23 protein-coding genes and 1 pseudogene are annotated in these 24110 nt (G+C 74.6%); 17 read left to right on the top strand and 7 right to left on the bottom strand.

The window, feature by feature from the left end:
• Positions 1–5 precede the first annotated feature (5 nt).
• The 3 genes from ACQPYN_RS20425 to ACQPYN_RS20415 all read right to left on the bottom strand — a co-directional run bounded on the left by ACQPYN_RS20425 (position 6) and on the right by ACQPYN_RS20415 (position 2729).
• On the bottom strand, positions 6–992 hold the full coding sequence (locus ACQPYN_RS20425; RefSeq protein WP_433026805.1) for a phytanoyl-CoA dioxygenase family protein: 987 nt from the start codon (positions 990–992) through the stop codon (positions 6–8).
• Positions 974–1822: a class I SAM-dependent methyltransferase gene (locus tag ACQPYN_RS20420; protein ID WP_433026802.1), complete on the bottom strand. Its 849-nt coding sequence runs from the start codon at positions 1820–1822 to the stop codon at positions 974–976. The genes ACQPYN_RS20425 and ACQPYN_RS20420 overlap by 19 nt, the downstream gene beginning before the upstream one ends.
• 127 nt (positions 1823–1949) lie before the next feature.
• Positions 1950–2729: an IclR family transcriptional regulator gene (locus ACQPYN_RS20415; protein ID WP_433026799.1), complete on the bottom strand. Its 780-nt coding sequence runs from the start codon at positions 2727–2729 to the stop codon at positions 1950–1952.
• Positions 2730–2807: 78 nt separating this feature from the next.
• On the opposite strand from ACQPYN_RS20415, the gene hutU reads away from it, so the two are divergent.
• The 12 genes and pseudogenes from hutU (at position 2808) to ACQPYN_RS20355 (ending at position 16342) form a co-directional block, all read left to right on the top strand.
• On the top strand, positions 2808–4457 hold the full coding sequence (gene hutU / locus ACQPYN_RS20410; RefSeq protein ID WP_433026796.1) for a urocanate hydratase: 1650 nt from the start codon (positions 2808–2810) through the stop codon (positions 4455–4457).
• Positions 4454–5638, top strand: coding sequence for an allantoate amidohydrolase (locus tag ACQPYN_RS20405; RefSeq protein WP_433026793.1), 1185 nt, complete (start codon positions 4454–4456; stop codon positions 5636–5638). Before hutU ends, ACQPYN_RS20405 begins: the two co-directional genes overlap by 4 nt.
• Positions 5629–6930 (top strand): formimidoylglutamate deiminase, encoded by a 1302-nt coding sequence (locus tag ACQPYN_RS20400; RefSeq protein ID WP_433026790.1) that lies wholly within the window; start codon positions 5629–5631, stop codon positions 6928–6930. Before ACQPYN_RS20405 ends, ACQPYN_RS20400 begins: the two co-directional genes overlap by 10 nt.
• Positions 6927–8108, top strand: a complete 1182-nt coding sequence (gene hutI / locus ACQPYN_RS20395) for an imidazolonepropionase (RefSeq protein ID WP_433026787.1) — start codon at positions 6927–6929, stop codon at positions 8106–8108. Before ACQPYN_RS20400 ends, hutI begins: the two co-directional genes overlap by 4 nt.
• A 38-nt stretch (positions 8109–8146) precedes the next feature.
• Positions 8147–9678, top strand: a pseudogene (locus ACQPYN_RS20390) (aromatic amino acid ammonia-lyase).
• A gap of 102 nt (positions 9679–9780) precedes the next feature.
• Positions 9781–10647, top strand: coding sequence for an MBL fold metallo-hydrolase (locus ACQPYN_RS20385; RefSeq protein WP_433026784.1), 867 nt, complete (start codon positions 9781–9783; stop codon positions 10645–10647).
• A 14-nt stretch (positions 10648–10661) separates the two neighbouring features.
• Positions 10662–11654 carry an LLM class flavin-dependent oxidoreductase gene (locus ACQPYN_RS20380; RefSeq protein ID WP_433026781.1) on the top strand — a complete coding sequence of 331 codons (993 nt, stop codon included), beginning with the start codon at positions 10662–10664 and terminating at the stop codon, positions 11652–11654.
• Between the two features lie 182 nt (positions 11655–11836).
• Positions 11837–13318: a GAF domain-containing protein gene (locus ACQPYN_RS20375; RefSeq protein ID WP_433026778.1), complete on the top strand. Its 1482-nt coding sequence runs from the start codon at positions 11837–11839 to the stop codon at positions 13316–13318.
• 149 nt (positions 13319–13467) lie between these two features.
• A complete protein-coding gene (locus ACQPYN_RS20370) occupies positions 13468–13860 on the top strand; it encodes a hypothetical protein (RefSeq protein ID WP_433026775.1) in 393 nt (130 codons plus the stop codon).
• Positions 13857–15422: a GMC family oxidoreductase gene (locus ACQPYN_RS20365; protein WP_433026772.1), complete on the top strand. Its 1566-nt coding sequence runs from the start codon at positions 13857–13859 to the stop codon at positions 15420–15422. The genes ACQPYN_RS20370 and ACQPYN_RS20365 overlap by 4 nt, the downstream gene beginning before the upstream one ends.
• A gap of 25 nt (positions 15423–15447) precedes the next feature.
• The gene (locus tag ACQPYN_RS20360) at positions 15448–16002 is read left to right on the top strand and encodes a YbhB/YbcL family Raf kinase inhibitor-like protein (RefSeq protein WP_433026769.1); all 555 of its coding nucleotides are present in this window, start codon (positions 15448–15450) and stop codon (positions 16000–16002) included.
• An 85-nt stretch (positions 16003–16087) separates the two neighbouring features.
• The gene (locus ACQPYN_RS20355) at positions 16088–16342 is read left to right on the top strand and encodes a hypothetical protein (protein WP_433026766.1); all 255 of its coding nucleotides are present in this window, start codon (positions 16088–16090) and stop codon (positions 16340–16342) included.
• A gap of 141 nt (positions 16343–16483) precedes the next feature.
• Here the strand turns inward: ACQPYN_RS20355 and ACQPYN_RS20350 are convergent, their stop codons facing one another.
• The gene (locus ACQPYN_RS20350; RefSeq protein ID WP_433026763.1) at positions 16484–17029 is read right to left on the bottom strand and encodes a hypothetical protein; all 546 of its coding nucleotides are present in this window, start codon (positions 17027–17029) and stop codon (positions 16484–16486) included.
• Positions 17030–17309: 280 nt separating this feature from the next.
• Between ACQPYN_RS20350 and ACQPYN_RS20345 the strand changes: the two genes are divergently transcribed.
• Positions 17310–17915, top strand: coding sequence for a hypothetical protein (locus tag ACQPYN_RS20345; RefSeq protein ID WP_433026760.1), 606 nt, complete (start codon positions 17310–17312; stop codon positions 17913–17915).
• Positions 17916–17925: 10 nt separating this feature from the next.
• On the opposite strand, the gene ACQPYN_RS20340 is transcribed toward ACQPYN_RS20345, so the two are convergent.
• On the bottom strand, positions 17926–19491 hold the full coding sequence (locus ACQPYN_RS20340; protein ID WP_433026757.1) for a long-chain-fatty-acid--CoA ligase: 1566 nt from the start codon (positions 19489–19491) through the stop codon (positions 17926–17928).
• Positions 19492–19536: 45 nt separating this feature from the next.
• On the opposite strand from ACQPYN_RS20340, the gene larE reads away from it, so the two are divergent.
• From larE to larC, 3 genes are read left to right on the top strand one after another with little or no spacing between them, the layout of a single operon-like run.
• The gene (gene larE / locus ACQPYN_RS20335; protein ID WP_433026754.1) at positions 19537–20355 is read left to right on the top strand and encodes an ATP-dependent sacrificial sulfur transferase LarE; all 819 of its coding nucleotides are present in this window, start codon (positions 19537–19539) and stop codon (positions 20353–20355) included.
• Positions 20352–21008 (top strand): nickel pincer cofactor biosynthesis protein LarB, encoded by a 657-nt coding sequence (gene larB / locus ACQPYN_RS20330; RefSeq protein WP_433026751.1) that lies wholly within the window; start codon positions 20352–20354, stop codon positions 21006–21008. Before larE ends, larB begins: the two co-directional genes overlap by 4 nt.
• Positions 21001–22236 (top strand): nickel pincer cofactor biosynthesis protein LarC, encoded by a 1236-nt coding sequence (larC, locus tag ACQPYN_RS20325; RefSeq protein ID WP_433026748.1) that lies wholly within the window; start codon positions 21001–21003, stop codon positions 22234–22236. Before larB ends, larC begins: the two co-directional genes overlap by 8 nt.
• Before the next feature lie 4 nt (positions 22237–22240).
• Here larC and ACQPYN_RS20320 read toward each other — a convergent pair whose 3' ends face one another.
• Complete coding sequence (locus tag ACQPYN_RS20320; protein ID WP_433026745.1) at positions 22241–22636, bottom strand: OsmC family protein; 396 nt, start codon at positions 22634–22636, stop codon at positions 22241–22243.
• Positions 22637–22712: 76 nt separating this feature from the next.
• On the opposite strand from ACQPYN_RS20320, the gene ACQPYN_RS20315 reads away from it, so the two are divergent.
• Positions 22713–23111: a hypothetical protein gene (locus tag ACQPYN_RS20315; RefSeq protein ID WP_433026742.1), complete on the top strand. Its 399-nt coding sequence runs from the start codon at positions 22713–22715 to the stop codon at positions 23109–23111.
• Positions 23112–23116: 5 nt separating this feature from the next.
• Here ACQPYN_RS20315 and ACQPYN_RS20310 read toward each other — a convergent pair whose 3' ends face one another.
• Positions 23117–24088, bottom strand: coding sequence for an AIR synthase related protein (locus tag ACQPYN_RS20310; RefSeq protein WP_433026739.1), 972 nt, complete (start codon positions 24086–24088; stop codon positions 23117–23119).
• Positions 24089–24110: the final 22 nt, after the last annotated feature.

Below are 24110 nucleotides of genomic sequence, written 5' to 3'. Positions count from 1 at the left end.
CCCGGTCAGCGCCCGGCGAGCTCCAGGAGCGGGTTGTGGGCGCTGGCGGCCGGCTCGCCCGGCGCGGTGTCGGGGACGAAGAGCCGCCAGTCGCCGCTGACCATCGTCGGGTGGTCGACGATCCGCACGCCGTCGGCGTAGTACGTCGCGCCCAGCACCATCCGGGAGCGGGTGGAGCGGTTGGCGCCCGCGGTGTGGAAGCACAGCGTCGAGTGGAAGCTGACGTCCCCGAGCGCGAACGGCTCGTCGCACACCTCGACCGCGGCCGCGCGGAACGTCTCGGCGACCCGGCGGTCGTACGACGTGCCGTACTTGTCGAAGGCGAGGTTCTCGACCTGCCGCCACGCGTCCATCCCGCGCGCGAAGGCGAGGGGTCCCATCGCGGCCGGCACCGCCTGCAGCGGCATCCACGTGGAGATCACGTCGTGGGAGGCCAGCGGGAAGTGGTGCGCGTCGTGGTGCCAGGGCGTCCGGCCCGCGCCGGGCTCCTTGCAGAGCGCGCTGTCGTGGTAGAGCCGCAGGGCGTCGACGTGGAGCAGGGCGGCCGAGATGCCGGCGACCCGCGGGGAGAGCACCGCGGCGCGCACCAGCGGGTCCTCGCGCCACATCATCTCGCGGCTGCGCAGCCCGGAGCCGGACCCGCCGCTGTCCAGCAGCGCGATGAGCCGGCGCCGCAGGACCTCGGCGGCCCCCGGCGACACGACGCCGGGCAGGCGCACGAAGCCCTCGGCTGCGAAGGACGCGACCGCCGTCGACGGCACGACGTAGGGCTCGGCCAGCTCCGCCACGATCTCCGCGTCGTCCGGTAGCGGACCGGGGTCGGGGGCGGCGACCGGGACGAGCGGCTCCGAGGCGCCCTCCGCGTTGTCGGCCAGGGACATGTACCAGTCCCACCACTGCTCGTTGTCCCCGTCCCAGGCCGCGGTGACGTCGGACGCCTCGCCGCGCGCGGTGGCGACCCCCAGGTGCGGGTTCACGCCGTCGCCGTCCACGTGATCACGTGGACCTCCTGCCGGAAGAGGTAGGCCCCGTCGTCACGACAGGAGGCGAGGTATCCGGCGAGCGGCTCCTGCGCCTCCATCGTCGCGAGGTCGACGGAGTCGTCGAAGACGCAGCGCTGGAGGAAGCCCTCGAGGACGGCGCGGTCGTCGGTCCCGACGGTGTACCGCAGCGTCGTCGACGACGGGTCGACGCCGGCCGCGCGCAGGGCGTCGGTCACCTGCTCGGCGCTGGTGAAGGGGGTGGCGTCCGGCGCGAACGTGGCGCGGAACGCCTCGGCGAACCGCAGGTAGTGCGACCCGGTCGTGGCGTGGACGATCGCGCCGAACCCGCCCGGTCGCAGCGCCTCGGTCATCCGCGCGACGCCGGCGCCGATCTCGACGGGCGGGATCGCGTAGAGGGCGTGGGTGGCCCACGCGACGTCGAAGCCGCCGATCGTGCGGTCGAGGTCCTGCAGGCGCACCGCGTGCTCGGCACGGAGCACGAACGGCGGCCCGAGCACCGATCGGGCCTCGGCGATCGAGAAGACCGACGGGTCGAGGAGGTCGATCTCCACGTGCATGCCGTCGACCCCGGACGCGAGGCCGCGGCGCATCAGCTCGGCGGGGAACTTCCCGCTGCCGCAGGCCACGTCGAGGACGCGGACCCGGCCGTCCACGGCGCTCGCGCGCAGGTCGGCGGCCCAGTCGCGCGCTGCCACCATCTGCCGGTAGTCCTCGACGGCGAGCGCGTAGAACGCCTCCATCCCGGCCCGGCCGGCCTCGTCCCAGTGCGCGAGGCTGCGTGCCTCGGTGTCCGCAGCACGGCTCGACACGTGCTCCACCCGCTCTCCGGCGTCGTACTGGACAGGACGCCACCGGGGGCACGGGTGGCCGGACGGGGCCGAATCCCGGCTCACGAACGTGCGCTCACCGTGGCACGCGCCCGCGGGAGCGGCAGCGTGAACGCCGTCAGCGACGTCCGGCCGACGTGCCACCGAGGTGACGGGTGATTTCGGCGGCGGTGCGCCCGACGATGGTGGCGAGTGGGGTGAAGGTGTCGCCGCACGCCGGCTCGCACTGGTGCGGGAACGTCACGCTGATCGCCGCGACCGCCTGGCCGCCGGCGTCCCGGATCGGGTGGGCGACCGAGGCGTAGCCGCGGCTGACCTCCCCGTCCTCCACCGACCAGCCGCGCCGCGCGTCGGCGGCCAGCACCGCGGTGAGCGCGCGCTGGGACGTCGGACCGCGCGCGGTGCGTCGGGTCAGCGGGCCCGCGCCGGCGAGGACGGCGCGGCGCTGGGCCGGGGCGAGCCCGGCGAGGACCGCCCGCCCCGACGCCGTGAGGTGCGCGGGGAGCCGGACGCCCACGGCGGTGACGAGGGTCTGCGGACGCGGCGGGCGCTCGCGCAGCAGGTAGAGCAGCTCGCGCCCGTCGAGGACCCCGAGGTGGACGTCGTGGGACACCCGGCGCGCGAGACGACGCAGCGACGGCCCGGCCACCTCGTCGACCGGGTGGTGGCGCAGGTAGCCCGTGCCGATCTCGAAGGCGCCGATCCCGACGGCCCAGCGACCCCGGTCGGGGAGGTGGGCGACGACGCCGGCCGCCTCGAGCTCGGTGAGCAGGTGATAGGTGCTCGAGCGGGGCAGGTCGAGGCGGGCCGCGAGCGTCGTCGCGGTCAACGGCTCCTCGGACGCCGCGAGCAGCCGCAGGATCGCGAGCCCGCGTCGCAACCCCGGGACACCGGCCATCCGCGCAGTCTCGTATCCCAGACACCGGACCGCCAGAGCGTCTGTCCCGGACGGCGGGAGGGCGCTGCACTGGGACCCATGCCAGCAGCGCGGGGACGGACGATGACGGCACGCACGTGGGGCGCCGAGGGCGCGCTGCGGATGCTCGACAACAACCTCGACCCCGAGGTGGCCGAGCGGCCCGAGGACCTGGTGGTCTACGGCGGCACGGGCAGGGCCGCGCGGGACCACGCGAGCCTCGCGGCGATCCGTCGGTGCCTCGTGGAGCTCGCGCCGGACGAGACGCTGCTCGTCCAGTCGGGACGGCCGGTCGGGGTCTTCACCACCCACGACTGGGCGCCGCGGGTGCTGCTGGCCAACGCGAACCTCGTCGGCGACTGGGCCACCTGGCCGGAGTTCCGGCGGCTCGAGCACCTCGGCCTGACGATGTACGGCCAGATGACCGCGGGCTCGTGGATCTACATCGGCAGCCAGGGGATCCTGCAGGGCACGTACGAGACGTTCGCCGCCGTCGCCCGCGCCCGGGGCGGCTCGCTCGCGGGCACCCTGACGCTCACCGCCGGGCTCGGCGGCATGGGCGGGGCGCAGCCGCTCGCGGTGACGATGAACGGCGGGACGGCCCTGGTCGTCGAGGCCGACCCCGCCCGCGCGCGCCGGCGGGTGGAGACCGGCTATCTCGACGAGGTCGCCGACGATCTCGACGCCGCGCTCGCCCGGGTCGAGGCGGCCCGGAGTGCGCACGAGGCCGTGTCGGTCGGCGTCATCGGCAACGCCGCCGAGCTGCTGCCCGCGATCCGGCGCCGGGGCGCGCCCGTCGACGTCGTCACCGACCAGACCTCGGCGCACGACCCGCTGTCCTACCTGCCCGTCGGCGTCGACCTCGCCGACTGGGCCGAGTACGCCCGCACCAAGCCCGAGGAGTTCACCGACCGGGCGCGGGAGTCGATGGGCGCGCACGTCGAGGCCATGCTCGGGTTCCTCGACGACGGCGCCGAGGTCTTCGACTACGGCAACTCGATCCGCGCCGAGGCCCGCCTCGCCGGCGTCGAGCGCGCCTTCGAGATCCCCGGCTTCGTCCCCGCCTACATCCGCCCGCAGTTCTGCGAGGGCCGCGGGCCGTTCCGGTGGGCGGCGCTCTCCGGCGACCCCGCCGACATCGCGGCCACCGACCGCGCGGTGCTCGACCTCTTCGGCGACGACGAACCGCTCGCGCGCTGGATGCGCCTGGCGGGGGAGAAGGTGCGTCACCAGGGCCTGCCCGCGCGCATCTGCTGGCTCGGCTACGGCGAGCGCCACCGCGCGGGGGAGCGGTTCAACGAGATGGTCGCGTCCGGCGAGCTGTCGGCCCCGGTGGTGATCGGCCGCGACCACCTCGACGCCGGCAGCGTCGCCTCGCCCCACCGCGAGACCGAGGCGATGATCGACGGCTCGGACGCGATCGCCGACTGGCCCCTGCTCAACGCCCTGCTCAACACCGCGTCCGGGGCCAGCTGGGTGTCGCTGCACCACGGCGGCGGGGTCGGGATCGGGCGCTCGATCCACGCCGGGCAGGTGTGCGTCGCCGACGGCTCGGAGCTCGCCGGGCGCAAGATCGCGCGTGTGCTCACCAACGACCCCGGAACCGGCGTGATCCGCCACGCCGACGCCGGCTACCCCCGCGCCCTCGAGGTCGCCGACGAGCGCGGCGTGCGGATCCCCCTCCGAGAGACACAGCGGGAGTCGTCGTGACGCTCCTCGCCGCCCTCGACGACGTCGGCCGCGACCCCCGTCGTGGCGGCTGGTCGCGCCACCTCGGCGACGACGCCGAGTCGACCCTGCGGGAGTGGTTCACCGAGCAGGCCGGGCGGCGTGGCCTGCAGGTGGAGACCGACGCGAACCTCAACCTGTGGGCCTGGTGGGGCGACCCCGAGGGTCCCGACGCCGTCGTCACCGGCAGCCACCTCGACTCCGTGCCCGGCGGCGGCGCCTACGACGGCCCGCTCGGCGTGGTGTCGGCGCTGGCGGCGGTCGACGCGCTCCGAGCGCGCGGCGTGGTGCCGGGACGCCCGCTCGCGGTGGTCGTCTTCGCCGAGGAGGAGGGTGGGCGCTTCGGGGTGCCGTGCCTGGGCTCGCGGTTGCTCACCGGCTCCCTGGACCCCGACCGGGCACGCGGGCTGCGTGACCCCGACGGCGTGACGCTCGCGGAGGCGCTGACCAGCCGTGGCCTGCGGGCGGACCACCTCGGGCCCGAGCCGCGACGGATCGCCCGCCTCGGGAGGTTCGTCGAGCTGCACGTCGAGCAGGGCCGGAACCTCGCGCCCCGCGGCGAGCCGCTGGCCGTCGGGTCGACGATCGTGGCGCATGGCCGCTGGCGGCTGTCGTTCACCGGGCGCGCCGACCACGCCGGGACGACGCGCCGCGCCGACCGTCGCGACCCGATGATCCCGGCCGCGACGACCGTGCTCGCCGCCCGCGCCGCGATGGAGACCCACGGCGAGGACGCGCGCGCCACCGTCGGGCGGCTGCACCCGGTGCCCGGCGGGACCAACGTCGTCGCCTCCCGGGTGGACCTGTGGCTCGACGCCCGCGGCCCGCTCCCGCGGGCGCTCGTCGACGACGTCACCGCCGCCGCGCGGAGAACCGCCGACGCCGAGGGGTGCACCGTCGAGGTGCGCGCCGAGTCGGTGTCCGACGAGGTCACCCTCGACCCCGGGCTCGCCGACACGCTCTCGACGATCACGCGTGCCGGACGCCTGGCCACCGCCGCGGGCCACGACGCCGGCGTCCTCGCCGCCCACGTGCCGGCCGGGATGCTGCACGTCCGCAACCCCACCGGGATCAGCCACGCTCCCGACGAGCACGCCGAGGACGACGACGTCGCGTCCGGCGTCCGGGCCCTCGCCGACGTCCTGGAGGAGCTGTGTCGCTGATCTGGTGCGAGCAGGCGTGGTTGCCCGGCGGGCCCGTCGACGCGGTGGCGCTGGAGATCGTCGACGGTCGGATCGCCGGCGTCGCGCCCGGTGCTGCTCGGACCGGGACCGTGCTCCCCGGGCTGACGATCCCCGGGCTGGTCAACCGGCACTCGCACGCCTTCCACCGCGCCCTACGCGGCCACCCCGCCCGGGGAGCGGGCTCGTTCTGGAGCTGGCGCGAGGGCATGTACCGCGTCGCCGCCGCCCTCGACCCGGACGGCTACCGGGCGTTGGCGACCGCGGTCTACACCGAGTTGGCGCTCGCCGGCCACACCGCGGTCACCGAGTTCCACTACCTGCACCACGCCCCCGGCGGGCGTCCCTACGCCGACCCGATCGCGATGGACCGCGCGCTCGTCGACGCGGCCGCGGCGGCCGGGCTGCGGCTGACGCTGCTCGACACCTGCTATCTCGCGGGCGGCATCGGTCGCCCACCCGAGGGCGTCCAGCGCCGCTTCGCCGACGCCGACGTCGAGGCCTGGGCGGCGCGGGCCGAGCGCGTCGCGGCGCTGGACGACGGGGACCACGTGCGCGTCGGTGCCGCGATCCACTCGGTGCGCGCGGTGCCCCGCGAGGCCCTGCCGACGGTCGCCGCCTGGGCGCGGGGCCGACCGTTGCACGTCCACCTCTCCGAGCAGCCCGACGAGAACGCCGCCTGCCTCGCCGCCCACGGCCGCACCCCGACCGCGCTCCTCGACGAGGCCGGCGCGCTCGGGCCCGCCACCACCGCGGTGCACGCCACCCACCTCTCCGACGACGACGTCGCCCGCCTGGCCCGCGCCGGCGCCCGGGCCTGCTTCTGCCCGACCACCGAGCGCGACCTGGGCGACGGGATCGGCCCGGCCGGCGCACTCGCCCGGGCCGGCGTGCCGCTGTGCCTCGGCAGCGACAGCCACGCCGTCGTCGACCCGTTCGAGGAGATGCGTGCCCTGGAGATGCACGAGCGGCTGCGCCACGGCGTGCGGGAACGGTTCACGCCCGGCGAGCTCCTGGGTGCCGGCACGGACGGAGGCGAGATCATCGTCGGCGCGCCCGCCGACCTCGTCACCCTCGACACCGCCTCGGTGCGCACCGCGGGCGCCAGGCCGGACGGGGTCCTGCTCGCCGCGTCGGCGGCCGACGTCCGCGAGGTCCGGGTCGGCGGACGCGTGATCGTCCGCGACGGCGTCCACCAGCTCGTCGAGCGGCCCGCGGCCCGCCTGGCCGCCGAGATCGGCGCCCTGCACGCCCGGGCGCAGGAGGCGGCGTGACGACCCAGCTGCTCACCGGGATCGGCGAGCTCACCACACACGACCCGGTGGGTCCGACGGGCCCGGGACCGTTCGCCCTGGTGATCGAGGGGGATCGCGTGGCCTGGACGGGGCCCGCACGGGACGCCCCCGCCTGCGACACCGCGGTCGACGTCGACGGCCGCGCGGTGCTGCCCGGCTGGGTCGACAGCCACACCCACCTGGTCTTCGCGGGCGACCGGCGCGAGGAGTTCGCGCAACGGGCCGCCGGCCGGCCCTACACGGCGGCGGGCATCCGGACGACGGTGACGGCCACCCGTGCCGCGTCCGACGCCGACCTCGCCGCCCGGCTGCGCCGCCATGTCGCGGAGGCCGTCGGCCAGGGCACCACGTGCCTGGAGACCAAGACCGGCTACGGGCTCTCGGTCGACGACGAGGCCCGTGCGGCCCGGATCGCCGCGGAGGAGGTCGACGAGGTCACCTTCCTCGGCGCCCACCTGACGCCCGCCGACGCCACCACCGACGAGTACCTCGACCTCGTCTGCGGCCCGATGCTCGACGCTGTCGCGGACGACGTCAGGTGGATCGACGTCTTCTGCGAGGAGGGCGCCTTCGACGCGGACGCGGCGGCCCGGGTGCTCGCCGCCGGCGCCGCGCGCGGGCTCGGGGGGCGGGTGCACGGCAACCAGCTCGGGCCCGGCCCCGGGGTGCGTGTGGCCGTGGAGGCCGGCGCCGCCTCGGTCGACCACGCCACGCACCTGACCGGCGCCGACGTCGACGCCCTCGCGGGATCGTCGACGGTGGCCACGCTGCTGCCCGCGTGCGACCTGCTCACCGGCCAGCCCGCACCGCCGGCGCGACGCCTCGCCGACGCCGGGGTGACGGTCGCGCTGGCGAGCAACGCGAACCCCGGGAGCTGCTACACCACGTCCATGGCGCTCTGCGTGTCCCTGGCGGTGCTGCGGTCCGGGCTGTCGGTCGACGAGGCCGTGCGCGCCGCGACGCTCGGCGGCGCCCGGGCGCTGCGCCGCGACGACGTCGGGCACCTGCGCGTCGGTGCCCGCGCCGACCTGCACGTCCTCGACGCTCCGACCGTCGTCGACGTCGCCCAGCGCCCCGGCGTCCCGCTGACCGCCGCGGTGTGGCGCGCCGGCCGTCGCGTGCGTCCCGCACCCCGTCTCGAGGAGGCCCGAGCGTGAGCACCCACATCCCGGTCCGCCCGGAGGCCGACCCGCCGATGGTGGACGGGCGTCCGCCGCTGTGGCTCGACGGCGCCTCGTTGACGGCCCGCGACGTCGCGGCCGTGGCCCGGACGCTCGGGCCCACCGACGTCCACCTCGACCGGGCCGCCCTGGCCCACGTCGAGCGCGCCGCCCGGCTGGGCGCGGACCTCAGCACCCGCCGCGCGGTCTACGGGCGCACCACGGGGGTCGGGGCGAACCGGGACGAGCACGTCGGGGAGGACGCCGAGCCCGCCGACACCGTCGGCTCTGCCGGTCTCACCGGCTCCGCCGGCCATGGCCTCCGCCTGCTGCGCAGCCACTCCGGCGGCGCCGGCGACCAGCTCGATCCCGAGCTCGTCCGCGCCGCGATGCTCATCCGGCTCAACCAGCTCCTCACCGGCCGCTCCGGGGTGTCGACGAGCCTCGTACACGCGCTCGCCGACGCCGTGCGCACCGGCGCGCGGCCCGTCGTCCACCGCCTCGGCGCGATCGGCACCGGCGACCTCGCCCCGCTCGCCCAGATCGCGCTGGCGCTCGCGGGCGAGGGGCGTGGGACACGGCGCCGCCCGTCCCCGCGCCCGTCGCCGTCGACGCCGGCGACGCGCTGGCGTTCGTCTCCAGCAACGCGGTGACGCTCGCCGAGTCCGCGCTCGCCGCCGGGACCCTCGACGTCGTCCTCGCCTCCAGCCACGTCGTCGCGGCCCTTTCCTACCTCGCGCTCGACGGCAGCCCCGAGGCCTACGCCGACCCGGTGCACCGCGCCCGGCCGCACCCCGGCCAGGTCCGCTGCGCCCAGCGGATGCGCCACCTGCTCGGCATGGAGCGGACCCCGCCCAAGGGCCGCCGCATCCAGGACCCGTTCGGGCTGCGCGCGTTCCCGCAGGTCAACGGCCCGGCGATCGACGCCCTGGAGACGCTGCACCGCGTGCTCGACGTCGAGATCAACGCCGGCGCCGAGAACCCGATGATCGCCGTCGCCGAGGACGACGTGTACCACCACGCGCACTTCCACACCGCCTACGTCGCGGGCGCGCTCGACCACGTCCGCGCGTGCATCCACGGCGTCGCCGAGCTCTCGGCGGCCCGTCTCGGCGACCTCGTCGAGCCCGAGCAGACCGGCCTGCGCGCGTTCCTCGTCGACGGACCGCCCGGCAGCTCCGGGGTGATGATCCTCGAGTACATGAGCCACGACGCCCTCGCCGCGCTCCGTCAGGTCGCGCTGCCGGTGACCCTGGGCAGCGCCGTCGTGTCCCGCGGCCTGGAGGACCACGCGAGCTTCTCCACCCAGGCCGCGCGGGCCACCACCGAGGTGGCGATCGCCTACACCCGCGTCCTGGCGTGCGAGCTCGTCGCCGCCGTCCGGGCGCTGCGCCTGCGGCGGCGGAACGTCGGGGTGCCGGCCGCGAGCACCGGGCCCGCCCCGGTGGAGGAGGCGCTGGCCCGCGCCGAGGAGGTGCTCGACCCGCGCACCGAGGACCGGCCGCTGGCCGACGACGTCGCCGTGGCGGTGGACCTCCTGCTCGACCCCACGTGGGCGCTCGTCTGAGAGGGCGTGTCCCGCACCGTCGGACACCGGTCTCGACGCGCGGCATCCCCGCCCGCTATCGACGTACGGCGGGGGGCGTCCGCACGTCGTTGGAGGCCGCCCGTGCCCGACTACTCGATCCGCCCGCTGTGCTTCTCCCACGTCGATCTGCCGCGTGAGTTCTTCGGCGGGGTCCCGATCCACAGCGGGGAGGGCGTCTCCGCCTCGCCGATGATCTACGTGCTCGTCAGCGGACAGGACGACGCCGGCGTCGTGCACCACTACCTCGTGGACGCCGGGTTCCACGCCGACAAGTGGATCCACCGGTTCGGCTTCTACGACTGGGAGCCGCCGGAGACGGTCCTGGCCAAGGTCGGGGTGGCCCCGGAGCAGATCGAGAAGGTCTTCCTGACCCACATGCACTTCGACCACGCCAACAACGTCCGCGCCTTCGAGAACGCCGACGTCTACGTGCAGTGGGAGGAGTACCAGGGCTGGCTCAAGGCGCTGGCGCTCCCGGATCTCTACACCCCGCTGGGCGAGGAGAGCTGGATCACCTCGTCGTTCGACCGAGACGACGCCCGCGTCTTCGGCGAGCTGGCACGCGACCACCGCCTGAAGTTCGTCGGCGACGACGACGAGCTCGCCCCCGGCATCCGCGGCCACCTCTCGAAGGACGGCCACACCTTCGGCACCCAGTGGATCTCCGTGGACACCTCCGGCGGTCGCTACGTCGTCGCCGGTGACGCGGTCATGTGGTACTCGAACGTCGAGGAGATGTGGCCGAGCGGCTACACGAACGGCAACACCTACTCCATGCTGATGACCTACGGCGAGATTCATCGATACCTGGACGGCGAGCTCGACCGGATCGTCCCGGGCCACGACACGCTGGTGTTCGATCGGCACCCCAGCTGGACCGTCGGCCCGAACGAGGTGGCCGAGGTGCACGTCGCCGGATGGGACACCTCGCTGCGTCCCACGACCTGATGCCTGGAGGACCCATGGACGTGTCCTGCGCCTTCCCGACCGCCCTGAGCTCACCCGACGACATCGCCCTCGCCGAGTCCCTGGGCTACGCCCGCGCCTGGGTCTACGACACGCCCCAGCAGAGCCCCGACGTCTGGATGACGCTCGCGCTGGCCGCCGAGCGCACCGAGCGGATCGGGATCGGCCCGGGCGTCCTCATCCCGAGCCTGCGCCACCCGATGGTCAACGCCGCGGCCACGGCCACGCTGGTCGACCTCGCGCCCGGCCGCGTCGCGGTCGCGTTCGGCACCGGCTTCACCGGACGCCGCGCGATGGGCTACGGGGCGATCACCTGGAAGTTCATGGACGCCTACATCCGCGCCTACCGCGACCTGCTGCGCGGCGAGGTCGTCGAGTGGGAGGGCACCCGGATGCAGATGCTGCACCCGGACGGCCACGCGCCGGCGCGACCGGTGGAGGTCCCGATCCTCGTCGGCGCACTCGGACCCAAGGGCAACGCGGTCGCGCGCGAGCTCGGCGACGGCCTCTACGCGACGCTGCAGGTGCCCGACTTCCTCGGCGAGTACTCGTGGGTGCCCTACCTGATGTGGGGCACGGTGCTCGACGAGTCGGAGGGTGCAGATTCCGCGCACGCTCGGGAGGCCGCCGGTCCGGGGTGGGCGCTGGCCTACCACGGCGCCTACGAGTTCGGCGGTCCCGACGCCGTGCGCGGGCTCCCCGGCGGCGACGCGTGGATGGACGTCGTGGAGTCGGCCCCCGAGGGCGAACAGCACCTCGCGGTCCACTCCGGCCACTGCGTGGAGCTCAACGAGGCCGACGAGGCGGCCTGGGCCGCGGGCGGCCACTCCATGCTGCGCGACGCGACGATCACCGGGACCGGCGACGAGGTCAGGCGCCGTCTCGACGAGCTCGGCGAGCGGGGTGTCACCGAGGTGGTCTTCCAGCCCTGTGGCTCCGACACCCGCCGCGAGCTGGAGCGGTTCCTGGAGGCCGCGACGTCGTCCTGAGACACAGGGGTACCCCGGCGGCGTGATGTGAGGTTAGCCTCACCTCATGCCGCCGAGGTCTGCCGACGTCTCCCGCACCGCGGCGGGCCGTCTCAGGTTGACACTCGGAGCCCCTTCCCTCCGTTGTCGTTTCTGCCACAGTCGATGGCGAGCGGGGCGCGACGATGCGTGAGGGAGTCGAGATGCACCGGGCGGATCTGTGTGAACGCGAGCAGCTCGCGCTGTCGCGTGATCGCGATCCCGCGGTGCTCCCGCGCCGGCTCGTCTCGTCGTGGAAACGCAGTGCCGATTACGCGGTGCCGCTCGACGCCGTGAATCCGGCGTTCGTCGGAGACGTCGACGACCGTTCCCTGTTCTACGAATCGGGCCACCAGGTCCTCACGGAACTGCACCAGACGCTCGCCGACGAACCGGTGAGCCTCATGCTCACCGATCCCGACGGCCTCGTGCTCAACCGGGTGTGCAGCGACCGGTTCCTGCTGCAGGCCCTCGACGACGTGCGCCTGGCGCCCGGCTTCGACTTCTCGGAGCGCAAGACCGGCACCACCGGCCTCGGGCTGGCGCTCGCGGACCGCGTCCCGACGCTGGTCCGCGCCGACCAGCACTACTCCACGAGCCTCTGGGGCTACACGTGCGCCGCGGTGCCGGTGGTCGACCCGATCACCGGCGCGATGGTCGGCGCCGTCAACCTCACGACCTGGTCGCAGCAGTCGTACCACCTGCTGCTCGCGCTGGCGCAGACCGCGGCCCGCACCACCGAGGCGCTGATGCTCGCGCGCGGTCGCGGCCGGGAGACGCGCCCGGCGACCCGGGGCCGGGTGGTGCGGGTGCGCACGGCGGTCGACGACGACAGCGCGCCGTGCCTGGAGGACCTGGGCGTCGAGTGGTGCGCGGCGATGGACGTCGTCCGCGCGGCGCTGCGCGCGGGCGAGGGCGTGGCGGTCGTGGGGGAGCCCGGCGTCGGCAAGGGCGCGCTGCTGGGCGGGGCGCACGCGCGCACCCACCGCGGCCGGCGCGTACTGCACGCCCGTCCGCCGGAGCCCGAGGGCGTGGCGTCGTGGCTGGCGCTCTGGTCGCCGGAGCTCGGCAAGCCCGGGACCAGCGTCATCGTCTCCGGCGTCGACCAGCTCCCGGCCTGGGCGGCCACCGACCTGGCCGACCTCGTGGCGGGGCTCGAGGGTGTCCCCGGGCTGTCGGTCACCGCCCACGACCTCGCGGAGGTGCCCGACGGGCTGCGGGCGGCGGTCGGCACGGTGGTCGAGCTCCCGGCGCTGCGGCACCGTCCCGGCGACGTCGTCCCGCTGGCGTCCTGGTTCGCGCGCGAGGCCCGCGGACGCACGGTCCGCTTCGCGGCCGACGCCCAGCACGTCCTCGCGACCTACCACTGGCCGGGCAACGTCACGCAGCTGCGCGAGGTCGTCCGGCAGGCCGTGGCGCGCACCGACCTCATCTCGGTGCGCGATCTCCCACCCGAGGTCTTCACCGGCGCCCACCACAGGCTCACCCGCATGGAGGCCCTCGAGCGCGACGAGATCGTCCGCGCCCTCTCCGATCCGGGGGCCACCGCCGCGAGCGCTGCTGAATCGCTCGGCATGAGCCGTTCCACCATTTACCGGCGCATCGCGAAATACGGCATCCGGGCCCCCGCGGGAGCGGACCAGTAGCACGCACGTCCCCCCACCGACGTCCCACGAGAACGGGACGCCGGGCGAACTGTCCTGCCCTCATGTCCCAGGAAGACCGGAATCCCCAGAGAGGTGCGCGAATGGGAAGTACATTGTTGACCGCCCAGCATCGCCAGACCCTGGTGAACGTGGTGTACGCGGCATTCCCGCACCGCACGTTCCCCCGCGGCCCCTACGAACGCGCGGCCGACGCGGTGATCGACCAGGCGGGCACGGACCCCCGGTTCCTCGCGCAGCTGATGCAGGGGCTCACCGATCTCGACGCCCAGCGTGACGTCCCGTTCGCCGAGCTCGACGCCGACGTCGCGGCCGCGGTGCTGCGCGGGGCGGACGGCACGCCCTTCCTGACCGCGATCGTCGACAGCGTGGTCGTGACCCTCTACAGCGACCCCGAGGTGTGGGAGCTGCTGGGTTACGAGGGCCCGTCGTACGCCTTGGGGGGCTACCTCCACCGGGGCTTCGACGACCTCGACTGGCTCCCCGACCCCCGCATCGAGCACGAGGAGGAGATGACGGCATGACGCGCTTCGAGTACGACGACTCCGACGTCGTGGTGGTGGTCGGCTCCGGGGCCGGCGGCGGCACGGTGGCCAACGAGCTCTGCCAGCGGGGGTTCAAGACCGTCGTCCTGGAGGCCGGGCCGCACCTCACCGGCGAGGACTACCACCAGGACGAGTGGCCCGCGTTCGGGCAGATGGCCTGGAGCGACCCGCGCACCACGTCGGGCAGCTGGCAGGTGGCCACCGACTTCCCCGGTCTGCCCGCGTGGCTGGTCAAGGCCGTCGGCGGCACCACCACCCACTGGGCCGGCGCGTGCCCCCGCTTCAAGGCCCACGAGTTCGCCGCGCGCTCCACCTACGGCGATCTGGACGGCGCGAGCCTGCTCGACTGGCCGATCGCGCTCTCGGAGCTCGAGCCCTACTACGACAAGGCCGAGATCAAGATGGGGGTCACCCATCGCCACGGCCGCCCGCCGCTGCCCGCGAACAACAACTACAAGGTCTTCGCCAACGGGGCCGAGAAGCTCGGCTACCGGTACTACTCGACCGGGCCCTACGCGACCAACGCCGAGCCGTACGACGGCCGCCCCGCCAGCATCCAGGACGGCTTCAATTTCCAGGGCGACAAGAACGGCTCGAAGTGGTCGACGCTGGTCGCCGAGCTGCCGAAGGCCGAGAAGACGGGCAACCTCGACCTGCGTCCCGACAGCCACGTCGCGCAGATCGAGCACGACGCCTCGGGCCGGGCCACCGGGGTGCTCTACGTCGACCGCAACGGGACACTGCGCCGCCAGCGGGCCGCCGTCGTCTGCGTCGCCGGCAACTCCATCGAGACGCCCCGCCTGCTGCTGCTCTCGGGGTCGGCCCAGCACCCGGACGGACTCGCGAACTCCTCGGGGCAGGTCGGCCGGAACTACATGCGCCACACCACCGGCACCGTCTGGGGACAGTTCGACAAGCCGGTGAAGATGTGGCGGGGCGAGACGATGGCCGGGGTGATCGCCGACGAGTCGCGCCTCGACACCGACCGCGGCTTCGTCGGCGGCTACTACATGGAGACGATCTCCCTCGGGCCGGCCTTCCTCGCGAAGTTCATCGCGCCGGGACGCTGGGGCGCGCCGGTCACCGAGCTGCTCGACGGCTACCGCAACACCGCCGGCATGTGGATCATCGGCGAGGACATGCCCCGCGCGGACAACCGCGTCTCGCTGTCCGGCGGGACCGTCGATCAGCACGGGCTGCCGGTGGCCAACGTCCACTTCGACGACCACCCCAACGACGTCGCCATGCGCCGTCACGGGCAGCGCCAGGGCGCCGCGGTCTACAGCGCCGTCGGCGCGCAGAAGACGATCGAGACGCCGCCCTACCCGTCGACGCACAACCTCGGGACCTGCCGCATGAGCCAGCGGCCCCGCGACGGCGTCGTCGACCGCTTCGGGCGGGCCCACGACGTGCCGAACCTGTTCATCTCCGACGGCAGCGTCTTCACCACCGGCGCGGCGGCGAACCCGACCCTGACGATCGTCGCGCTCGCGACGCGCCAGGCGGAGTACATCGCCACCGAGCTCCACAAGACCCTCTGACCAGCGACCCTCGACGGAGACACGCATGTCCACCGCCGCACCACCCGTGGCCCCGCCCAACCCCTACGACTTCCTCCCGCAGGTCGCCACCTTCACGCTGACCAGCACCGACGTCGCCGACGGCACACCCCTGGCCCCGCCGCACACCAGCGGGATCATGGGCGTTCCCGGCGGGCAGGACCGGTCCCCGCAGCTCGCCTGGCAGGGCTTCCCCACGGCCACGCGCAGCTTCGCGGTCACCTGCTACGACCCCGACGCGCCCACCGCCAGCGGCTTCTGGCACTGGGCCGTCGCCGACATCCCGGCCGACGTCACCTCGCTCGTCGCGGGCGCGGGCGACCCGGACGGGTCCCGGCTACCGCAGGGGGCGATCGTGCTCCCGAACGACGCCGGCATCCACCAGTACCTCGGGGCCGCACCGCCCGAGGGCCACGGGGTGCACCACTACTACTTCGTCGTCCACGCGGTCGACGTGCCGACGCTGGGCATCCCGCGGGGCGCCAGCCCGGCCTACCTGGGGTTCAACCTGTTCAGCCACACCCTGGCTCGGGCGACCATCACGGCCGTCTACGAACGCTGACCGTCCACGAGCGTCTGGCCGCCGCCACGGGTCCTCCCGTAGCGGCGGTCCGCGCGCGCTCCTCCGTCCACCGGGATGCCGGCGAATGCTGATCGTGCGTGTCTGTCTCCACCCCGAGGCCGGGGTGGCGGCCGTCGGGGTGTTCGACGCGGACCCCGAGACGGCCCGACCCCTGCCGTCGGCGGTGCGGGTCGTCGACCTCGACGTCGGCATCCTCGTGGCCGCAATCGTCCCGGCCCGCGGGTGCGGGGGCGGGTGCTGTCGCCGGAACGTCTACCGGCTCCTGGACGACCTGGTCGCCCGGGCGCGGGTGGGGAGCGACTCGACCGAGCCGGCCTGACGGACGCTGGTCGCACTGTCGGGAGATCGAGATGGAGAGATCGAGCTGGAGGTGGGGAAGCGGCGGCCCGGGGATGCGGCGGGGACGCGTCCGGCACACGAGCCGGCCCGACCTCGCCACATTGATCTCTCGGGAGTGCCGTCAGCGTCCGGCGATCTCTGAGATGTTGAAGTAGCTGGGCTGGTAGCCGGCGGAGGTGCACGACGTCAGTGCTTCGGTGAACGACGTGATGATGGGCGTGAGCTCCGGGGCCCGACCACCGTAGACGCGCACGTTCGCATAGGCCTGAGCCAACGAACCCGCGTCGTCGGCGGCGTCCTGCAAGGCATTGCGTACCGGTTGGCTCGCGTCCGCAAGTGTCGCCGAGTCGAGCTTGATGTCCAGGACGCCGAGCTGTGCCGCGAGGCGGATCGGGTCGAAGTCCATCGTGACGTAGCCGCCCCTGCCGCGGAGCATCACGGGTCGGTAGGTCTCGACGTAGAAGGCCCGTCCGTACTGGTTGAGTGCGCCGCAGGCTCGGGCGTCTCCGGCGGAGGTGGAGGGCGCAGCAGAGGGGGAGCCGGAGCTGTACCCACCGGTGCCGGAGCTGCTCGGTGCGTACGCCGATCCGGTGGGACTCGATGCGGCCACGGGCGCCGGGGAGCGCTCGTCGATCACGACGACGAGGGCGGCAGCCAGGGCGACCACCAGGCAAACCAGCCCGCACACGATCCACGGGAGCCGGTTGCCTCGGCGGGGTGTTCTCGGGCTGGAGCCGACGTCAGAGACGTCGCTAGCGCGCGGCGGTTCTTGGGTGAGTGACACCTGACTGTCCCTTCGTCGACGACATGACCTTCGACGGACAGCGACGGTGCGTTACGCCGTTCGCCCACGATGGCGCTCAATGAGACCAGCGATGACGACTGTGAGTAGTAACGAGGCCGTGGCTTCCTGCGATGACTGTCCGACCACGACCTCGGGAGATGACATGACGACGAACGCAGAGCCGCTTCCGGGTACGGAGCCGACCGAGAACTCCGCCCATGCGACGACGTCTGCTGCGTCCGTCGTCGCGTCTCCTCTCAATCGACGTGTGCGGTTCGCGAACGCCGTGAGGCGCGACCGGCGCCCGCTCGCCGCCGGCTTCGTCGCCGGGCTCCTCGTCCTGGGTGCGATCTGGGCCGGAACGGCAGGCCTCGTCGGCGGAGGCTCGTTCGATCTGAAGGGCTCCATGACGCTCCTGCAGTCCTCGAGCTACGGCAGCAGCTACTCGAGCTACGGCTCCTCGAGCTACAGCTCTTCGGCCTACTACCTCAGCGGCGACGGAAGCTGCCAGGGCAACGGCGGCTACAGCGACATCGGCCCGGGTACGGCGGTGAACGTCTACGACAGCAGCGGCGCCATCGTCGCCGTCGGAGAGCTGGGCGCTGGTCGCGGCTCCTACTCGGCGGGGTGCGCGTTCTCCTTCTCGGTTCCGGATGTGCCGACCGGCGAGCGCTTCTACCAGGTGGAGGTCTCGCATCGCGGGAAGATGAACCTGACCGAGGACGAGGCGCAGGCGGGTTCGGCAGCCTTCTCCCTCGGAGGGAACTGACCGGGGCGGGCTACGACGTCGGCTCGCCGGCGAGCGCCTCGGCCCGCTCCCGCAGCACCGTCTTCTGCACCTTGCCCGTGGCGTTGCGGGGGAGGGCGTCGACCACCGCGAGGCGGCGCGGGCGCTTGTACCGGGCGAGGTGGGCGAGGCAGTGCTCCTCGAGCCCGGCGAGCGTCGGGGGATCAGCGGGGTCGGCCGGGACGACCACCGCGAGCGGGGTCTCGCCCCACCGCTCGTCGGCGACCCCTATGAGGGCGACGTCGGCGACCTGGGGGTGCGCGGCGAGGACGTTCTCGACCTCGGCGCAGTAGATGTTCTCGCCGCCCGAGATGATCATGTCCTTCTTGCGGTCGACGACGTAGTAGTAGCCCTCCGGGTCCTGCCGGACGAGGTCGCCCGAGTGGAACCACCCGCCCCGGAACGCCTCGGCGGTCTCGGCGGGCTTGTTCCAGTAGCCGCTCATCACCAGGGGCCCGCGGTAGACGATCTCGCCGACCTCGCCCGGGGCGACGTCGTTCATGTCGTCGTCCACCACCCGGACCTCGACGTTGATCATCGGTGTCCCGACCGAGCCGATTTTCCGCACCGCGTCCTGCCCGCGCAGGGTGGTGGTGACGGGGCTGCACTCGGTCTGGCCGAACGAGCTCACGATCTCGGCGTCCGGGAAGCTCGCGCTCAGTGTGCGCAGCAGGTCGGTCGAGGCCGGGGCCGCGCCCCACCCGCACTTGCGCAGCGCCGAGAGGTCCCGCTCCCGCGCGCCCACCCGCTCGCAGATCGCCGCCCACTGCGCGGGCACGAAGAAGCACGACGTGACCCGCTCGCGCTCCAGGACCGCGAGCGCCTCCTCGGGGTCGAACCCGCCCGACGGCGGGATGACGGTGGTCCCGCCCGCGAAGAGCGACGGCAGGAAGCCGGCGACGCCCGCGATGTGGAACAGCGGCGTCCCGGAGAGCCAGACGCTCGGCCCGCCGGGGCCGCCGAGGTGCATGGTCGACGAGAACGCGTGCAGGAACAGGTTGCGGTGGGTCAGCATCGCGCCCTTGGGCGCCCCGGTGGTGCCGGAGGTGTACATGATGAACGCGGTGGCGTCGTCGGGGACGGCGAGCTCGCGGTAGGTCGGGTCGGCGGCGGCGAGGACGTCCTCGAGGTCGCCGCCGATGGTGATCGTCCGACGGACGGCGGGCGCCCCGTCGCGGGCCGCGGCCATCAGGTCCGCGGTCGCCGTGTCGGCCACGGCCACCACCGCGCCGGAGTCGACCAGGGCGTACGCGACCTCCTGGGCGGCGAGCCGGAAGTTGACCGGCACGCAGATCGCGCCCGCGCGCAGCACGGCGATGTAGGACTCGAGCAGGTCGACGCCGTTGAGACCCAGCACCGCGACGCGGTCGCCGGGCGCGACGCCCTCGCCGACCAGCGTGGTGGCCAGCCGGGTGATCCGGTCGTCGGAGCGGGCGTAGGTACGCCTCTCGCCGGTGGTGGCGTCGACGAGGAACTCCGCCTCCGGCCTCACCCGCGCCCAGCGGGCCAGGATGTCGCTGAGGGTCATGCCCCGGCCGGTGAGGGACGCCGTCGTCATGCACGAATCTTGAACGGCGGCCGCGGCAGCGTCCATGCTGCGGGCATGGCTTTCCCCGCGCCGTCCCCGGCGGACGACCTCGCGGCGCTGGAGGGGCTGCTGGCCGGCCTCCCCGGGGCGGTCGTCGCGTTCTCGGGCGGGGTCGACTCGTCGGTGGTCGCCGCCGTCGCGGCCCGGGTGCTGGGGGAGCGGGCGCTCGCCGTGACGGCCGTGTCGCCCGCGCTGGCGACCGGGGAGATCGAGGCGGCGTCGGCCGTCGCGGCCGCGATCGGGGTGGCGCACCGCGTCGTCAGCAGCACCGAGCTCGACCGCGAGGGCTACCGGCGCAACGGCCGGGACCGCTGCTACCACTGCAAGACCGACCTCTACGACCGGCTGACGACCCTCGCCGGCGACCGGGTCGTGCTCTCCGGCGCGAACGCCGACGACCTGGGCGACTGGCGGCCGGGGCTCACGGCGGCGGCCGAGCACGGCGTCCGCCACCCGCTGATCGAGGCCGGGCTGGGGAAGGCGCAGATCCGGGCGCTGGCCGAGCTCCTGGGCCTCCCCAGCGCCGCCAAGCCGGCGTCGCCCTGCCTCGCGTCGCGGATCCCGTACGGCACGCCGGTCTCCGCGCCGGTCCTCGCGCAGATCGACCGGGCGGAGGCCGCGCTGCACGCGCGGGGCTACGCGGTCCTGCGGGTGCGCCACCACGGCGACCTGGGCCGGGTGCAGATCGCGGGCGACGAGCTGGGGCGCGTCGACCAGCCGGGGGAGCGGGCCGCGGTGGAGGCCGCCGTGCGCGCGGCGGGCTACCGCGAGGTCGAGATCGACCCCCACCCGTTCCGGTCGGGGTCGCTGAACCTGGAGATCACGCCGGCGTGAGCGAGCCCCACGACGCGCTCCCCGACGGCGGGCGCCGGGCGCGTACCGGCGTCCCCGAGGTGGTGTTCGCGCAGGGCAAGCCGCCCGAGCGCACGCTCGCGCTGCTCGCCGAGCTCCGCCGTCTCGACCCCGACGGCCCGGCGCTGGCGACGCGGTGCCCCGACGAGGTGCTCGACCGGGCGCAGGACACCTTCGACGACGCGACCGTCGACCGGGTCGGGCGCACCGTGACGGTCGGGGCCCTCCCGCTCCCCGTCGGCGACGTCGTCGTGCTCACCGCCGGCACCACCGACGTGCCCGTCGCGCGCGAGGCCACGGCGACCCTCGCGGCCCTCGGCGTGGGCGCCCGTCTCGTGGCCGACGTGGGCGTCGCCGGCCTGCACCGTCTGCTGTCGCGGGTCGAGGACATCGGCCGTGCCGACGTCGTCGTCGCCGTCGCCGGGATGGACGGTGCCCTTCCCGGCGTGGTCGCGGGCCTGGTCGCGGCGCCGGTGATCGGGGTACCGACGAGCGTGGGCTACGGCGTCGCGGCCGGTGGCCGGGCCGCGCTCGCGACGATGCTCGCCGCCTGCAGCCCCGGGCTCGTCGTCGTCAACATCGACAACGGCTTCGGTGCGGCGGCCCACGCGGCGAAGATCCTGCGCCGTGGCTGAGGTCGTCGCCTTCGTCGACGCGTCGTCGGGCGTCGCCGGCGACATGCTCCTGGGCGCCCTGCTCGACGCGGGGGCCGACCTCGACGCGGTCCGCGACGCGGTCGCCTCGCTGGGCATCCCGGGCCTGTCGGTCGACGTGGTCCGGGAGCGCCGCGGCGGGTTCGCGTGCGCCCGGGTCGTCGTCGGCGCCCCGGCCGTCCCGGACCGCGCACGCCGCCTCGCCGACGTCCTGCAGCTCCTCGACACGGCCCGCCTGCGCCCGCCCGCGCGACGGCTGGCCGGGGAGGTCTTCGGGCTGCTGGCCGGGGCCGAGGGCGCGGTCCACGGACTCGCGCCGGGCGAGGTGCACTTCCACGAGGTCGGCGCCTTCGACGCCCTCGCCGACGTCGTCGGTGTCGCCGCCGCGGCGGACGCGCTCGGCCTGCTCGACGACGGTGCCGCCACGTGGTGCTCGCCGCTCGCGGTCGGCCACGGGACGGTGCGCAGCGCCCACGGCCCGCTCCCGGTGCCCGGACCCGCGGTGCTGCGCCTCGCCGCGGACGCCGGGCTCGAGCTGACCGGCGGCGCGCTGGAGGGCGAGCGCACCACCCCGACCGGGGCGGCGCTCGTCGCCGCCCTCGCCACCCCCGGGGCCCTGCCCGACATGCGGGTCACGGCCGTCGGCGTCGGCGGCGGGCGCCGCGACCCCGCCGACCGTCCCAACCTCACCCGCGTCGTGCTGGGGCAGGCCGCCGCCGACGCCGGGCACCGGGGACGCGACGAGGTCGTGGTCGTCGAGGCCACGGTCGACGACCTTGACCCGCGTCTGTGGCCCTCGGTGCTCACCGCCGCCCGGGCGGCGGGCGCCTGGGACTGCTGGACGACGCCCGTGATCGGCCGGCACGGCCGTCCCGGCCAGGTGCTCTCGGTGCTGTGCCCCGAGGCGGCCCGCGAGGCCGTCGTCCAGGCGGTGTTCCGGCACACGAGCACCTTCGGCGTCCGCTGGTCGCGCTGGGAGCGGGCGACCGCGCGCCGCCGGTCGGTGCCGGTCGAGGTCGGTCCGGCGGGCGCGACCCGGGTGGTGACGGTGAAGGTCGCGGAGGACCCCGACGACCCTGGGGATCGCGGGACGCCCCTGCCCCTCGCCACCCCCGAACTGGCCGAGGCCGAGGCCGCCGCGGCGGCCCTCGGGTGGCCGGTCCGCGCGGTCCTGGAGGCGGCGCTGGCGGCGTACCGGGAGCGGGCGTGAGCGCTCAGGCGCTCCGGATCTCGATCTCGGGGGCGAGCCGCAGGGTGTTGGTGACGTAGCAGACCCGCTCCGCCGCGGTGATCAACCGGGTGAGCTCCTCGCCCTGCGGCGCGTCCGCGTGCACGGTGATCCGGATCGCCACGAAGCGCGGTCCGTCGTAGGTGCCGGTCGCGTCGACGCGCAGGCCGCGCAGGTCGATGTCGCGCTTGGCGGCGCTGTGGGCCACGGCCAGCGTGAAGCACGAGGAGACCGAGGCCAGGAGGAGCTCCGTGGGCTGCGGTCCGCGACCGGTGCCGCCGGCGACGGAGGTGGGCTCGTCGACCGTGAGGGGGAAGCCGCCGGCGTCCACCGAGCAGCGCAGGCCCTCCTCCCAGACGGCCGAGACGGTGCGCTCAGCCACGGTGCAACACCGCTGCAACACCGCTGAGGAAGGTGGCGGCCATCACGTTTCCTTCGACGAAGTGGGGGATCGGTCCATGAGCATCGACAGCGTGGCGCACCCGGTGACGGTGCTGCCCTGGGTGCGGTGCCGACCGGATCGGCGCACCCGCGCCCACCACGACCGATTGCTGAGGGTCGAGGACGACCCCGACGAGGTGATCGAGCTGCTCGAGCTCGCCGTCACCTGGGGCGAGCTGGACTACTCCGAGAGCGACGTGGTCCCGCCGGAGGCGTGGATCGACTTCGCCGCCGGACACCGGTGGCGCGACCCGGAGCGCGTGCTGCGGCTGTTCTCCGTCGCCGCCGACGTCGCCCTGCGCGGCCCCCACCCGAGGACGAGCTGGGCCCCGGACAACGTCCCCGCGCCCTGCACCGGCGTCGACGCCGTCTGGCGCGACCTCGCGGGCTCCGACCTGCTCGCCGGCGAGCTCTGAGCCGCTCACCGGCCGGTCCGGGGGAGCCGGGTGACCGCGCGCCGGGTGAGGTCGTAGGCGGTCGCCACGGCCTCGCCCCGCCGGAGGTCGATCCGTCCGGTGTCGTCGACGCGCCCGACGACGGCGGCCTCGAGGCCGCGCGCGTGGAACGGGGCGAGGGCGTCGTCCTCGCGACCGGGCGGGACGCAGAGCAGGAAGCCGAAGCTCGGGAAGCACGTGAGCCACGCCGCGGTGTCCACGCCGCGCGGCGCCGGCAGGACGTCGAGGTCGATCTCCACCCCGAACGTCCCCCACTCCAGGAGCATGGCCAGCGAGCCGACCAGCCCGGCCATGCTGATGTCCTTCGCCGCGACGGCGGCGCCGCTGCGGGCGAGCGCCGGCAGCAGGCGGGCGTCGTCCGCGCACCGCTCTCCCCGCTGCTCGAACGCCGGGAAGAACGGGAAGTCCGGGCGCATCGCGCCGTCGGTGGCCGCCGCGACGACCAGGCTCTGGCCGACCTCCACCCGCGTCATCGACAAGGGCTCGCCCACCTCGCCGAGCCCGAAGGCGGAGATCGAGGGCTCGCCGTCGTGGCGGGTGAGGTGGCCGCCGACGATCGGGACCCGGAAGAGCCGGGAGGCGTGGCGCATCCCCTCCAGGGCGGCCCGGGCGGTGTCCTCCGAGGCCGCGACGGTGTTGACGATCCCGAGCGGCTCGGCGCCCATCGCCACGACGTCGTTGACGTTGGTCAGCACGGCCGCGAAGCCCGCGCCCCGGGGGTCGTGGGCGACGAACGGGGGCCACAGCGCCTCGCCGCAGGCGACCACCGAGCCGGTCGACGTGCGCACGACGGCCCCGTCGTCGCCCGGCCCGCTGGTCCAGTCGGTGTCGCCGAAGACCTCGCCGACCAGCCCGATCTCGGTCTTCGCGAGCAGCCCGGGGTGCTCGGCCACGACCCGGACGATCTCGTCCAGCTCGCTCGTCACGGTCGTTCCCACGCCGCACCTCCTCGATCGTCTC

The sequence above is a fragment of the Actinomycetospora sp. CA-053990 genome, from assembly GCF_050948445.1.
In the GTDB taxonomy this organism is placed as follows: domain Bacteria; phylum Actinomycetota; class Actinomycetes; order Mycobacteriales; family Pseudonocardiaceae; genus Actinomycetospora; species Actinomycetospora callitridis.
Note: the sequence above shows the minus strand (reverse complement) of the source record. Positions and strands in the feature narration are given on the sequence as shown.